Origin of the sequence: Bacteroides mediterraneensis (assembly GCF_016900355.1) — a bacterium.
Taxonomy (GTDB): domain Bacteria; phylum Bacteroidota; class Bacteroidia; order Bacteroidales; family Bacteroidaceae; genus Phocaeicola.
Genome location: NZ_JACJKA010000001.1, coordinates 84,422 through 98,638, shown reverse-complemented (window position 1 = coordinate 98,638; position 14,217 = coordinate 84,422). Strand labels below are relative to the sequence as shown.

The 14,217-nt window shown below is 46.8% G+C and carries 10 protein-coding genes; 5 read left to right on the top strand and 5 right to left on the bottom strand.

Annotated features, from left to right (window positions below; all coding sequences use genetic code 11):
* The first annotated feature begins 10 nt into the window (after positions 1-10).
* On the top strand, positions 11-1,249 hold the full coding sequence (locus H6A28_RS00405; protein WP_204478532.1) for a PNGase F N-terminal domain-containing protein: 1,239 nt from the start codon (positions 11-13) through the stop codon (positions 1,247-1,249).
* A gap of 97 nt (positions 1,250-1,346) precedes the next feature.
* On the opposite strand, the gene H6A28_RS00400 is transcribed toward H6A28_RS00405, so the two are convergent.
* Positions 1,347-2,918: a S41 family peptidase gene (locus H6A28_RS00400; protein WP_204478531.1), complete on the bottom strand. Its 1,572-nt coding sequence runs from the start codon at positions 2,916-2,918 to the stop codon at positions 1,347-1,349.
* Positions 2,919-3,112: 194 nt separating this feature from the next.
* Entirely contained in the window at positions 3,113-4,441 is a 1,329-nt protein-coding gene (locus H6A28_RS00395) for an OmpP1/FadL family transporter (protein ID WP_204474864.1), read from the bottom strand.
* A gap of 212 nt (positions 4,442-4,653) precedes the next feature.
* On the opposite strand from H6A28_RS00395, the gene H6A28_RS00390 reads away from it, so the two are divergent.
* Both H6A28_RS00390 and ffh read left to right on the top strand, forming a co-directional pair.
* Positions 4,654-5,976 (top strand): MATE family efflux transporter, encoded by a 1,323-nt coding sequence (locus H6A28_RS00390; RefSeq protein ID WP_204474866.1) that lies wholly within the window; start codon positions 4,654-4,656, stop codon positions 5,974-5,976.
* Positions 5,977-6,041: 65 nt separating this feature from the next.
* On the top strand, positions 6,042-7,367 hold the full coding sequence (ffh, locus tag H6A28_RS00385) for a signal recognition particle protein (RefSeq protein ID WP_204474868.1): 1,326 nt from the start codon (positions 6,042-6,044) through the stop codon (positions 7,365-7,367).
* A 72-nt stretch (positions 7,368-7,439) separates the two neighbouring features.
* Here ffh and H6A28_RS00380 read toward each other — a convergent pair whose 3' ends face one another.
* Positions 7,440-8,627, bottom strand: coding sequence for an exo-beta-N-acetylmuramidase NamZ family protein (locus tag H6A28_RS00380; RefSeq protein ID WP_204478530.1), 1,188 nt, complete (start codon positions 8,625-8,627; stop codon positions 7,440-7,442).
* A 49-nt stretch (positions 8,628-8,676) separates the two neighbouring features.
* On the opposite strand from H6A28_RS00380, the gene H6A28_RS00375 reads away from it, so the two are divergent.
* Positions 8,677-9,213, top strand: a complete 537-nt coding sequence (locus H6A28_RS00375; RefSeq protein ID WP_204474871.1) for an HD domain-containing protein — start codon at positions 8,677-8,679, stop codon at positions 9,211-9,213.
* Between the two features lie 191 nt (positions 9,214-9,404).
* Entirely contained in the window at positions 9,405-12,056 is a 2,652-nt protein-coding gene (locus tag H6A28_RS00370) for a putative LPS assembly protein LptD (RefSeq protein ID WP_239465218.1), read from the top strand.
* On the opposite strand, the gene H6A28_RS00365 is transcribed toward H6A28_RS00370, so the two are convergent.
* Together H6A28_RS00365 and H6A28_RS00360 are read right to left on the bottom strand one after the other, a co-directional pair.
* A complete protein-coding gene (locus tag H6A28_RS00365; protein WP_204474875.1) occupies positions 12,053-12,790 on the bottom strand; it encodes a nucleotidyltransferase family protein in 738 nt (245 codons plus the stop codon). The two genes, H6A28_RS00370 and H6A28_RS00365, sit on opposite strands and share 4 nt — an antisense overlap.
* Positions 12,787-14,217: a RapZ C-terminal domain-containing protein gene (locus H6A28_RS00360; RefSeq protein WP_204478528.1), complete on the bottom strand. Its 1,431-nt coding sequence runs from the start codon at positions 14,215-14,217 to the stop codon at positions 12,787-12,789. Before H6A28_RS00360 ends, H6A28_RS00365 begins: the two co-directional genes overlap by 4 nt.

Genomic DNA, 14,217 nt, shown 5'->3' with positions numbered 1-14,217 from the left:
TACAGAAGTTATGAAAATAGTAAGCATGTTTGTTTCCTTGTGCGTGGCCTTGAATGTATATGCGGCAGGACATAAGGAACTCCCGGCCAAGGGAGATTTGAACTTGACTGTGTTTAATAAGGAGAATATCCATTTCGCACCGGATACGTATGCCAATTATTCCGCAGCGGATAGAAATGGAGTCATTCATTTGGTGAACGGGCGAATCATTCTGAAGAAGATTCAGATTCCCGATTACCAGCGGGATGTGACGGTCAGTGTGAAAGTGACATTGGCTTCGAATGGCGACCGCTGGGATAAGTCGGGTTCTTGCTTCGTGATACCGAAACATTCGGCCATTAATCTGTTGAGTATTGCGCAGGGAAAAAAGAAGTTCCCGGAAATAGACAGCCTGAAATTGGAGAATATGGTGGGAATCGTGCCGGGAAAAGATTACCTGCCTACGATTGAACTGATGCGTTTCATGACACCTTTCGGAGTAGGACATTTCAGTGAGAATGATGATTCGTTGTCGAGCAAGCGCCGTCCGGTTTATATACCCAAATGGGAGAAATGTGTACAGTGGGAACAGGATATCACCGACTTGTATCCGGCATTGAAAGGAGAGGCTTATGTCGGCATCTTCATTGATACTTGGACGACGGAAGGTTATGTGGCCAGCATGGAGCTGAAGATAAAGGAAACCCCGGTGACGTGTGAGAAACTGGTGCGCCGTCATGTGGAGCCCTTGATGAATACGGTATATTATATCGGTCAGACGTATCCGGATATCTTTGCCCGTAAGTCGGTTTCTACTGATTTCGTATTACCGGAGAATGCAAAGAATGTCCGTCTGAAATATATTGTGACCGGTCATGGAGGCCATGAAGGAGGAGATGAATTTGTGCAGAAGCGAAATATTCTCTCTGTGGATGGAAAAGAGGTTTATAACTTTATTCCTTGGCGGGACGATTGTGCTTCTTTCCGTCGTTTTAATCCGGCTACGGGAGTGTGGTTGATCAAACGTCTGGCGGCTTATATTAGTGAGGAGGGCTATAAAACCAAGGAAGTGGAAGAACCCTTGGCCTCTTCCGACTTGTCTCGTTCCAACTGGTGTCCGGGTTCGGACGTAACGCCGGAAGAAATCTGCCTGAAAGATTTGAAGGCCGGCAAGCATACCTTTACGCTAAGTATTCCGGATGCACAGGCGGCAAGCGGCAATGAATTGAATCATTGGCTGATTTCTGCCTATCTGGTGTGGGAAGAATAATTCTTTGAGAAGTATCCGTATATTTACGGGAAGAAAAAATCCGCTGGCTAACTTTTAAGGTTGGTCGGCGGATTTTTCTTTTTTGAGTATGATTGTGTTATTGAAGTCCTGTTTTGAACAGTATATTGTGTGTGGTTTTTGAAGGCAATGTTAGAATGCGTTTCCCAAAAGTCGCACTTTCAATTTGGGGCAGTTTACGGAACTGGGAATCCATGCTGCGGCTGAGGCTTGCAGATGCCGTGCCTTCATTATATGTGCGCCCGGCTTCGATGAGTGCTTGTTTCAAGAGGGGTTCGTTTACATCGCCTATGACATAAGGTAGTCGTGGATCGTCTGCAATGGCAATGTCAGGGGTTAAGCCGTCGGGCATGCAAGGTGTTTCTCCTAATGAGTTCTGGTAAATGCTTATCATGACGTAGGCTCCCCAGTTGTTGAGTTCGGCAGGCGATTTCACGTAGAAGTCTTTGGCTGAAAAGAGTAAACCGGTACAGTATTTTCCATGCGACTGGCTTCCGATAAGTTCAATCTGCGTGTAAGGCATCAATCCTCCCAAAAGGGCTTCCGATGCAGATGCCGATCCGGAACTTATCAGACCATAAATTTTTTCCAAACCGATATTGGCATCTTTGGTACTCACTTTTACGGTTTGGTCTTGATCCTGATACTCAAAATCAGTCCCAAAACGAGATTCAAAATCTATCCCTTCTTCCTGATAATATTGAGTCAGGATTTTGTTGTAAACTTCTTTCTCAAAAACTTCTTGGTTGGTTACGGCAGCTTGTGGGGCAAACATGGAGGCCAGCACCTGTTCTGTAATCACATATCCTCCTCCATTGTAGCGTAAATCCAGGACGAGTTCTTTGACTTGCTCAGCCTTGAATTTACGGCTGATTTCAATGAGTTGAGGGATGGAAGCAAGATCGAAACTGGTGTAGGCCAGATAGCCCACTTTTTTACCGTTGAATTCATAGATGGAATCGCAAATGACCGGATTCTCATACATGGAAACGGCGGTTAGCGATACTTCCTTGTTTTGGTCGTAAATAGTATGACTTTCCGGGTCCATTAGTCCGAGTGTGACGGTCAATGTATTGCCATAATAGAGATTCTGGTAATTGCTGGAATTAATGATTTGGCCGTCTAAAGTGAGGAGGATGTCTCCTCGTTTGAGTCCGGCTTTAGCGGCAGGAGAATCTTTGTATACGAAGTTGACGACCCCTACGTATTGTTCTCTGTTTTCTATCTTTGACATATCGTAAAAAGTCAGGTTCCATCCAAATGAAGTGGTTATACCGTTCATTTCACTGGTGACGGAAGTTAGATTGTTGGTCAGCATAGACCATTTGTCTATGTATTTTTCTCCTTCGTGGTATCTTATGCGGTCGAATGTCCCGATGGGGTCGTTGTTAGTCTCAATGTTCCATTGGTTCAGGTCATCACGAATTTCCTCGTTCCATACATAAAAAGTCTTCAAAACGTCTTTCCCAAACATGTTGGCATAATAGGTTTCATAGGATATGCTTTGTGACGAATCGTCATTCTTATCTTCGTTATTGTCGGATGGGTTAGTGGTAGAGCTGTTGTTTTGTGGATCTTCATCCGTACATCCGGTAAATACCACACTCCCTAATAAGGTAAATAAGAGTACCCATGATAGTTTTTTGCTCATAGTTTAATTTTTGAAGGGTTTGTAAGGATATTAGGTTACAAATATATAAAAAGTGAAGAATAAAGGAAATGAGTACTGGCTTTTTTTCATGGAGTGAACAATCATGTAACGATTTGTTCAAAAGAGAATGTGGATATAAAATTTCCGCTTCGCATCAAAAGGATTGGATATCTGTGATACGAAGCGGAAAAGGTTTAAAATTTATAGTTCAAGCTCAGGCCGAAGACTTTGTTGGTACGATAGTAGACATCTGTGCCGCTGAGGCCGGTACCGTTGTAGCTGGCCACTTCCTTGGTGTACTTGTCATAGTGGGTCCAGAAGTAAGCCACATCGATGCTCCATGCCTGTGTGAAGTTGATTCTGGCGCCAAAGCCTAACGAATAGGAGTCACAATAGAAACTGGTGTCGGTCTGGAATTCATCACTGAGGCCATAATTGGTCCGTTGGTAACCTCCGCTGACAGTCAGCCGTTTGGTGATGTCCCATTCCACGCCTGCCAGGTATTCATGTGTACCGTGTTTCAGGGTTTTCTGTCGGTCGTTCAGCATGCCTGCCTGTTTGTCATCGAAGAAATGATATTCTACTGAAGCACGAAGGTTGGGTAGAATTTCGTATCCGGCGGCTACGCTCAGGAAAGCAGGTATGTCGTTTGGGGTCTGTTCACCATCGGCGTAGGGTTTCATGATGGCTTCCGGAGTACCCGCAGGTACTTCCAGTACATTCGTTTTGTTTTCGATGTTCAAGTTTGTCTTGAATTCATATTTTGCTGCCAGGTTCCAGCGTCCCAGTTTGGCATTAATTCCGAGGATAGGAGTCAGTCCCCATCCGCTTTGGTCACACTTCAGTTCCAGATTGGCCAGTTGGCTGCCACCCAGATTTTCTTTCATATACGCTTTCAGGTAGCCTTCGTATCCACTTTGCACGTAGTTCATTCGTCCGCCTGCGAAAACACTCAGCCAGTCATTGATTTTATAGCTTAATCCCAGTTGCAGCCCGTAGATATACTGCTTGCCGTCCATGGCGGTGTGGATGTCGTACATTTGCGGAGTGACTTTCCCTCCCGTCTGCTGACTGATCATTCCCATGGCCAGGGCATCAAACATGGGAAGACCGTTGCTGAACGAAGCCTTTCCTCCGCCTCCCGTAATGGCGAAGCTGGTAGAAATCACCCATTTGTCTTTTTTATAAAGTCCTTGGAAACTGGGGATAAGAGGGGCAGATGCGGTTCCTTTGTATTGGCGGTTGGTTCCGGCGCCGTCTGCTTGTTGAAAGAGTGGGAACGTAGCATTTATTTCGCGTGTTTGATAAGCACTTTGTCCAGTCAGTGACAGATAAAATCCTTCGTGGGGCAAGAAGGAAAGTCCGGCAGGATTGCTGTACACACCGTCTATATCGATGGAAGCTCCTCTGGCAACCATACGGAGGAAAGCGGCATGCTGATTGGTATTGGTAAGATAATCTCCCGCAAGCGCCGGGAAGGAAAGACTCAGTGTCGCTGCACTGAGGAAAAGAATCTTTTTCATTTGTTTTATAGGTTGTTTGTTAAAAATAGGCCGCAAAAGTAATTTAAAATTGCTCAGTAACCAACAAAATGTGCAAAAATTATTTTAAATGAAATTGTTTTATTTGAAACAAATTGGCGGGGAGCGATTTCTAACCTTTTCCTTCACTTCTTGTGCGAAATGTGTATCTTTGCAAAAGTATACGGTTTTTACTCAATTCTATTTCCTGACGTATGTACACCAATAAAGAAATCTGGCATGTGACCTATCCGATTTTTCTGGGTTTGTTGGCTCAGAATGTGATTAACGTGACCGATACGGCCTTTTTAGGACGTGTGGGCGAGGTTGCATTGGGAGCATCGGCTATGGGAGGGTTGTTGTATATCTGTGTATATACCATCGCTTTTGGATTCAGTGTCGGTTCACAGATTCTGATAGCCCGTCGTAACGGTGAAGGCAATTATAGGGCCGTGGGACCGGTCATGTGGCAAGGTTCCGCTTTCAGCCTTGGGATGGGTGCCTGTTTACTGGTCTTGATGTATTTTGCGGCCGAACCTTTGATTCGATTGCTGATTACCTCCGATTCCATTTATGAAGCGACGTATGAATTCTTTGTCTGGCGCATTTGGGGATTCCTGTTTGCCTTCGTGAATGTTATGTTCCGGGGATTGTATATCGGGATAACCCGTACCAAAGTACTAACCTTGAACGCGGTGGTTATGGCACTGGTGAACGTGGTGCTTGATTACGGATTGGTTTTTGGAGAATTGGGCTTGCCGGAGATGGGGGTACGGGGTGCTGCGCTGGCTTCGGTTATTGCAGAAGCTTCTTCACTGATGTTTTTCCTGCTATATACCTATTATAAGGTAGATTTGAAAAAATATGGCTTGAACCGTTTCGGGCAGTTCGACTGGACGATGGTGTGGCGTATTCTTCGCATTTCGTGTTTTACAATGGTGCAGTATTTCCTGGCTATGGCCATCTGGTTTGTCTTCTTCATGGCCCTGGAACGTTTGGGACAGCGGCAGCTGGCAATCGCCAACATTGTACGCAGTGTGTACGTGGTGTTGCTGATACCCGTGCAGGCTCTTTCCACTTCGGCCAATACATTGGTCAGTAACCTGATTGGGGCAGGAGGAGTGGCGGGAGTATTGACGTTGCTGCATAAAATAGCTCGCATGTCTTTTTTGATTATGGTGGTATGTGTGGCACTTTGTGTGGCTTTTCCTGAAAGTATCCTGTCAGTTTATACCAATGAAGAAGCTTTGTGGCACGAGTCTGTATCGGCATTGTATGTGGTATGTGGAGCCATGCTGATTTCTTCGCTGGCCAATGTGTACTTCAATGGCATATCCGGCACGGGAAACACACAGGCTGCCTTGGTGCTTGAAGTCTGTGTACAAGTGTTCTATGCTCTTTATGTGGTAGGGGTAGGCATGATTCTTCAGGCACCGGTGGATATCTGTTTCACGACCGAGGTTATTTACTATATATTGATGCTGACTTTCAGCCTCATTTATCTGAAAAAAGCAAAATGGCAGAATAAAAAGATTTGAGCATACTGATTTTTTTGTAATTTTGCACGCTGGAAAATTTTGATAATAAATAAAAAGCAACATATATGTTCGATAATTTAAGTGAAAGACTGGAGCGGTCGTTTAAGATATTGAAGGGTGAAGGAAAAATCACCGAAATCAATGTGGCCGAAACCTTGAAGGATGTCCGTCGTGCCTTGCTGGATGCGGATGTGAATTATAAAGTAGCGAAGAATTTTACTGATACGGTAAAGGAAAAGGCGCTGGGACAGAATGTTTTGACAGCTGTCAAGCCGAGTCAGTTGATGGTGAAGATTGTACACGATGAGCTGACGACCCTGATGGGAGGAGACACCGCAGAAATTGAACTGAAGAACCGTCCGGCTGTCATTTTGATGTCAGGTTTGCAAGGTTCTGGTAAGACTACTTTCTCTGGTAAGCTGGCCCGCATGATGAAGGCCAAGAAGAACCGCAAGCCTTTGCTGGTGGCCTGTGACGTATATCGTCCGGCAGCTATCGAACAGTTGAAGGTGTTGGGACAGCAGGTAGAAGTACCGGTATATAGTGAACCGGACAGCAAAGATCCTGTACAGATTGCTTTGAATGCTATTCAGGAAGCGAAGGCGAAAGGTTACGATTTGGTAATTGTCGATACCGCCGGACGTTTGGCTGTCGACGAGCAGATGATGAACGAGATTGAAGCTATTAAGAAAGCTATCAATCCGGATGCCACTCTGTTCGTGGTAGATGCCATGACCGGACAGGATGCGGTGAATACGGCTCGTGAATTCAACGAACGTCTGGATTTCACCGGAGTTGTATTGACCAAGTTGGATGGTGATACCCGTGGTGGTGCGGCTCTGTCTATCCGTACGGTGGTCAACAAGCCAATTATGTTTGTCGGTACAGGTGAAAAACTGGATGCCGTAGACCAGTTCCATCCAGCTCGTATGGCCGACCGTATTCTGGGTATGGGTGATATCGTTTCTTTGGTAGAGCGTGCACAGGAGCAGTACGATGAAGAAGAGGCTAAGCGTTTGCAGAAGAAAATCCAGAAGAACCAGTTTGATTTCAACGACTTCCTGACACAGATTCACCAGATAAAGAAGATGGGTAACTTGAAGGAACTGGCTTCCATGATTCCAGGAGTAGGAAAGGCCATCAAGGATATCGACATTGACGACAACGCCTTCAAGAGCATTGAAGCCATCATTTATTCCATGACACCGGAAGAACGTACTCATCCGGAAATTCTGAACGGTACACGCCGTACGCGTATCGCCAAAGGTAGTGGTACCAGCATTCAGGAAGTGAACCGCTTGCTGAAGCAGTTCGACCAGACTCGTAAGATGATGAAGATGGTGACAGGCAGCAAGATGGCTGGTATGATGCAGAAAATGAAGAAAAAATAATTCTTGAAATTAGAAGAATACAGAAAAGCGGACAGCAGAATCTTCCAGAAAGAGACTGCTGCCCGCTCTTTTTTATTCATACAGCAAGTATTTGGCGCGGATAGCTCGATAAGCTTGCAAATCTTTTTCCCATGTCTGGCGAATTTCCGTTTCGGTCTTTCCTTGTAGGATGTCCTTGCGTACTTGTGAGGTCCCCATCAGCAGGTCGAACCATTGGGGACGGGTAAAGAACCGTTTGGTGGCATCCGGATAGAGGGACTGGTAGGCTTGATAGAACTGGATGACGTATTGTAGGGAAAAACCTTGGGGGAGATGCTTTGCTGTGCGTAAGTCTATGCCGTAGCAGGTACGGTCGCGGTGCAGGGGATGCTTGTCGAAGCCTTCCAGTGCTTTGGGGGTGAAGTGAAAGGAAAAGACTTTACTCAAATCGGGTGAACCAGCTACTTGGAATGGAAAGAGAGTGCCTCTTCCTACACTGACCGAGGTCCCTTCAAACGGGCAAAGAGAAGGGTAGAGTGCAATGGATAGGTCATTGGGAAGGTTGGGAGAGGGCTTGACCGGAAGTGAATAGGGCTGTCCGTGTCTCCAGCCTTCCACGGGGATGAGGTGCAAGTCGCATTGCAGTTGGTTGCCCAGCCATCCTTCTCCGTTGATCATCCGGGCCAGTTCGCCCAGCGTGCATCCGTGAAGTACCGGAATGGGAAGCATACCCACAAAACTTTTATAGGCTTTTTCGCGTACCGGACCGTCTACATAGTCGCACGGATTGGGGCGGTCCAATACAATCAGTTCCTTATGGTTCTCTGCACAGGCTTGCATCACGTAGTAGAGCGTACTGATATACGTGTAGAACCGGGCACCTACGTCCTGCATGTCGAAGACAATTACGTCCGTGCCTGCCAGTTGGGAGGGAAGAGGCTTCTTGTTTTTCCCGTAAAGGGAACGGATGGGGACTCCCGTCCTAAGGTCTTTTCCGTCTTTGACCACTTCTCCGGCATCGGCGTTTCCACGGAATCCGTGTTCTGGAGCAAATACCTGTACGATTTTGAGGTAGGTAGACAGGGTGTCCAGCAAATGGGTTTTCCCGCAGAGAGAGGTATGGTTGACTACCAGCGAAACCCGTTTTCCTTCCAGTAGTGGAAGTAATTTATCCAGTTGGTCGGCCCCGTTGCGAACGATGGCTTGTACTTGAAGGACCCAAAAGCAGAGACAGCAGAGCGTCAGTATGTAATTCCATCGGAATCTTTTCGTGTAACTCATGGATTTTTTATAGATTTGTGAGACGTTTTACAAATATAGCATCTTTAATATGAATCCACTTGCATTGATAGATAAATATTATCCGGTAGAAAATGAGTTGAGACACATCCTACTGGTACATAGTCGTTCGGTCGCCGACAAGGCACTGGCCATGGCCCGGAAACATCCGGAACTGAATTTAGATTTGACTTTTATCGAGGAAGCCGCCATGCTGCATGACATTGGTATTTTCGAGACAGATGCCGACGGTATTTACTGTTTTGGTAAATATCCTTATATCTGTCACGGCTATCTGGGAGCAGAGTTAGTGGCACGTGAAGGGTATCCGCGTCATGCCTTAGTGTGTGAGCGTCACACGGGGGCTGGTCTTTCATTGCAGAGTATAATTGATCAGAATCTGCCGATACCTCACCGTGATATGATTCCTGTCAGCTTGGAAGAACAGATTATCTGTTTTGCCGATAAGTTCTATTCAAAGACCAAACTGGATAAGGAGAAGAGTGTGGAGAAGGCCCGGAAGAGCATCGAGAAGCATGGAGACGAAGGGCTCACCCGTTTCGATGCCTGGTGTAAACTCTTCTTATAGAACTAAAAATACATAAATAAGAAAGGGTTTGGCGTTTATTTATCGGATAATGCTTACTTTTGCACCGCATATTGCGTAAGAAAACGGTAATGACATCATTTAAAAGAACCATATATTTACTGCTATCCTTGTTTGTTTTTGGCTTTTTCTGCTCATTCTATGCCGAAGCGCAGCGCGTGAGAGGAAAACGTATGCGGGGAGGGGACCGAAATTCTGTGACAGCCGATTCTCTTCAGCGGGATTCATTGGCGATGGATTCGCTGGGAATAGATACTTTGGCCGCAGACACTGCCAAGAAGAAGGAACCGCTGGATGCTCCGGTGACGTATGAAGCCAGCGATTCCATTGTCTTTACCAAGGGAGGCTATGCGCATCTGTATGGGGAAGGAAAAGTCAATTACCAGAACATTGAGCTGACTTCGGCTATTATCTCCATGAATATGGACAGTAGTACGGTCTATGCAAGAGGCGTGACCGATACAACGGGTGTGGAGAGTGGTAAGCCGGTATTCAAGGACGGAGATACCCCATATGAATCCAAGACTATGCGTTATAATTTCAAGACGAAGAAAGGATTCATCAACAATATTGTGACTCAGCAGGGTGAAGGATACGTAACCAGTGAGGAGGGTAAAAAAGGAGCCAATGACGAGATTTATATGCGTCATGGTAAGTATACTACGTGTGATAACCATGAACATCCTCACTTTTATCTTCAACTTTCCATGGCGAAGGTCCGTCCTAAGAAGAATGTAGTGTTCGGCCCAGCTCAGTTGGTGGTGGAAGATGTGCCGCTACCCATTGCCGTACCGTTTGGTTTCTTCCCGTTCAACAGCAGTTATTCTTCCGGTTTCATCATGCCGACGTATGGCGATGAACTGAATCGTGGTTTCTATCTGCGCGATGGAGGTTATTATTTTGCCATCAGCGACAAGATGGACTTGAAGGTGTTAGGCGAAATCTTTACAAAAGGGTCATGGGGACTTTCGGCTGCATCCAACTATAACAAACGCTACAAATACAGCGGTTCTTTCAATGCCAGTTACCTGGTGACGAAAACCGGTGAAAAGAACATGCCCGACTATTCGGTGTCGAAGGACTTCCGTATCCAGTGGAGTCACCGGCAGGATGCCAAGGCCAATCCGAACAGTTCGTTCTCGGCCAGTGTGAACTTTGCCACCAGTAGTTACGACCGCTCTAGTTTGACCAGCTTGTACAATCCGCAGCAGTACGCTCAAAATACCAAGGCTTCCAGTGTGAGCTATTCCCGTAACTTCCCGGAAATCGGTTTGAACATTTCTGGTGCCTTTAATATCACACAGAATACGCGTGACTCTTCTTTGAGCATGACCTTGCCGGATGTCAACATTTCGTTGAACCGTATCTATCCGTTCAAGCGGAAGAAAGCGGCAGGCGATGAACGCTGGTATGAGAAAATTTCTTTGCAGTATACCGGAAGTATCACAAACTCTATCAGTACAAAAGACAATTTGCTGTTCAAGACTCCGTTGACTCAGTGGGAAAATGGTATGCAGCATAAGATTCCAGTTTCGGCTACTTTCAACTTGTTCAAATACATCAACATCGTGCCTTCGTTCAATTACACGGAACGCTGGTATTTGCGGAAGGTGAAGCAGAGTTACGACCCGAGTCCGGCTTCTACAGACCATGTGCGCCGGGATACCATCAATGGTTTCAACCGTGTGTACGACTATAACTTGGCGTTGCAGATGAACACCAAATTGTATGGTATGTATAAACCATTGTTCATGAAGAGCAAGGAAATCCAGATTCGCCATGTCTTTACACCGACAGTCAGCTATACGTATACACCGGATTTCGGTAAGGCACGTTATGGCTATTATGATACCTATACTTATACCGACGAAGATGGGGAAGTACGTACCGTGGAATATTCACCGTATGAAGGAGCTGTGTATGGGGTGCCTGGAAAGAACATGTCGCAGAACATCAGTTTCTCGGTCGATAATAACCTTGAAATGAAGATGAAGTCGGACAAGGATTCTACAGGTTACAAGAAAATTAGTCTGATTGACCAGTTGGGAGCTTCTCTTTCTTACGATGTGGCCAATAAACGGTGGAGTGACTTGAGCATGAACCTTCGTCTGAAGTTGACCAAGAGCTATACGTTCAATATGAACGCTTCGTTCGCCACCTACGCTTATCAGTTTGATGAAAACGGTAACGTGGTGGTCGGTGACCGTACCGAATGGTCTTATGGACGTTTCGGACGTTTCCAGGGATACAGCGGTTCGTTCTCTTATACCTTGAACAATGACACCTTCAAGAAACTCTTCGGTAAGAAGGAGGATAAGGAAGATAAGGATAAGAAAGGAAAAGATGATTCGGAAGACGAGGAAGAGGATACGGAGGAAAACGAAGAACAGGACAATAAATCCAATATGCGAAAGACAGAAAAGGCTTCTGTCGATTCAGACGGTTACCTGGCCTTTAAGTTCCCGTGGAGTATCAGCTTGAGTTATAGTTACAGCATTCGTGAAGACCGTACGAAGGATATCAACATCAAGAAGATGCGTTATCCGTATTCATTGACTCACTCTTTGAACGTGTCGGGTAACTTCAAGATTGGTAGCCGTTGGAACATGACGTATTCTACCGGATACGACTTTACTTCCAAGGAAATGTCTATGACCACCTTGAACATTACCCGTGACTTGCACTGTTTCAATATGAGCTGTGGATTGGTATTCGGTCCGTTCACTTCCTACAACTTCTCCATCCGTGCCAACTCCAGTATGCTGACCGATGCCCTGAAGTGGGATCAGCGAAGCAACACGGGTAGTGCCGTGACGTGGTATTAATGGTGTAAAAATTCTTCGGCCCGGGCCAGCGTGTCCGGCTTGCCGATGTCAATCAGTTGCAAATCTTCCTTCACGTATCCGCCGAGCAGGAGCTGCCGGCAGTTATGCAGGTAAAAATCCATGATGGGGAACTTGCCGTTCCATTGCTCTCCTTCCATGTAATGAAACAATTCCGGTGAAATCACGTGGATGCCGCTGAACGCATATTCGCGGTATTTTCCCGGTTCATATACCAATCCTTCCGGTTTGGTTTGCAGGGTGTCTTTGTGAATCCAGCCCTGCAGACGGTTGTCTGCATCGAACAGCAGGTAGCGTGAGGTCTTGCGCGGACTGACTAACAAGGTAGCCAGATTCTGGCTCTTCCGATGGAACTCGTAGACTTCTTTTAGGTCGGCATTCGACAGGATGTCCACATTGTGTACCAGGAAGGGTTCCGTTCCCGTGAAGAACGTAGCCGCCTTCTTGATGCCTCCTCCTGTATCCAGCAACATTTCACGTTCGTCACTAATGTGGATGGTCAGTCCGAAATCCTGATTGGCTTTCAGGAAATCGAGAATCTGTTCCCCGAAATGGTGGATGTTAATGACCAGTTCGGTAAATCCCGCTTCTTTCAGTTTGAGAATTACATGCTCCAGCATGGGGCGTCCGGCCACCGGTACCAAGGCTTTGGGCATGTGGTCGGTCAGCGGTTTGAGCCGGGTACCCAGTCCGGCGGCAAATATCATGGCTTTCATTTGGCTTTCAGTAATTGGTCTATTTGTTGTTCCCGATGAATCAGGTGTACGTTGATTTTGAACTTCTCATACAGGTGTTCGGCCGTATGCTGTGCGGAATATACCGAGCGGTGCTGTCCGCCGGTGCAGCCGAAGCAGATCATCAGGTGCGAGAAGCCTCGTTCCAGGAAACGCTGCACATGGGCATCTACCAAGGCATCGGTGTGGCGCAGGAACTCCGTGATTTCTCCGTCTTTTTCTAAAAACTCGATGACCGGTGCATCCCGTCCTGTGAGCGACTTGTATTGTTCATAACGTCCGGGGTTGTGTACGGCACGACAATCGAACACATATCCTCCGCCGTTTCCACTCTCGTCTGTCGGAATCCCTTTCCGGTAGGAGAAACTCATCACCGTCACGGTCAGGTTGCGGCGGTTGCGGACAATGGCAAACTGTTTCAGTTCCGTCATGCGCTGCAGCACCTCGCAGAGATAAGGATATTCCGGGAAGCCCTCCTGCAACAGCTGGCGCAGGTTCTCGATGGCAAAAGGAATGCTTTCAATAAAATGGGTTTTCTTTTCAAAATACCCGCGGAATCCGTAGGCGCCCAGTACCTGCAGCGTGCGGAACAATACCACATGGCGCAGACGGGATAGAAATTCTGTCTTTTCTATTGACTTGTACGGGCGAAGGGCATCCAGATACTCGTCTATCAGTTCTTGGCGGAGACTGTCCGGATAGTTGGCCTTGGCCTGCCAAAGGAAAGAAGCTACATCGTAATAAATCGGTCCTTTCCGTCCTCCCTGGAAGTCTATCAGGAAAGGCTCTCCGTTTTTTACCATGATGTTCCGGCTTTGGAAATCGCGGTACATGAATACTGGTTGGGCTTCCATGCTTCCCATCAGGGTCTGGCAGAGGGCATCGAAATCGTCTTCCAGCAAATCTTCCCGGAACTCTACGCCCGTCGCTTTCAGAAAACAATATTTGAAGTAGTTCAAGTCCCACAGAATGCTTCTATGGTCAAACTCTACGGCTGGATAGCATTTCCCGAAATCCAGCCCTTTCGCCCCTTCAAACTGCACGCGGGGCAACAGCCGGATGACCTTTTTCAGCAAGTTTCGTTCCACTTCGTCAAATTCTCCCGTCTCTCTTCCGTGGGCGATGAGCTGGAACAGGGAATCCGTGCCCAAATCATCCTGCAGGTAGCAGAGTCCGTCGTCGGAAACAGCATGTACTGCCGGCACGGGTAAATGCTGTGCCTGGAAATGATGCGAAAGGTAGATGAAGGCTTCGTTCTCTTCGCGTGAAGTACCGCACACCCCGATGAGGGTCGGGCTGCCTTTCAGACGGTAATAGCTTCGGTTTGAGCCAGCTCCCGGCAGTGCCTCCACACTTTCGGGGGCATGTCCGGTCAGTTGGCTGTATAGGGTTTCAAGTATTTGAGTCAT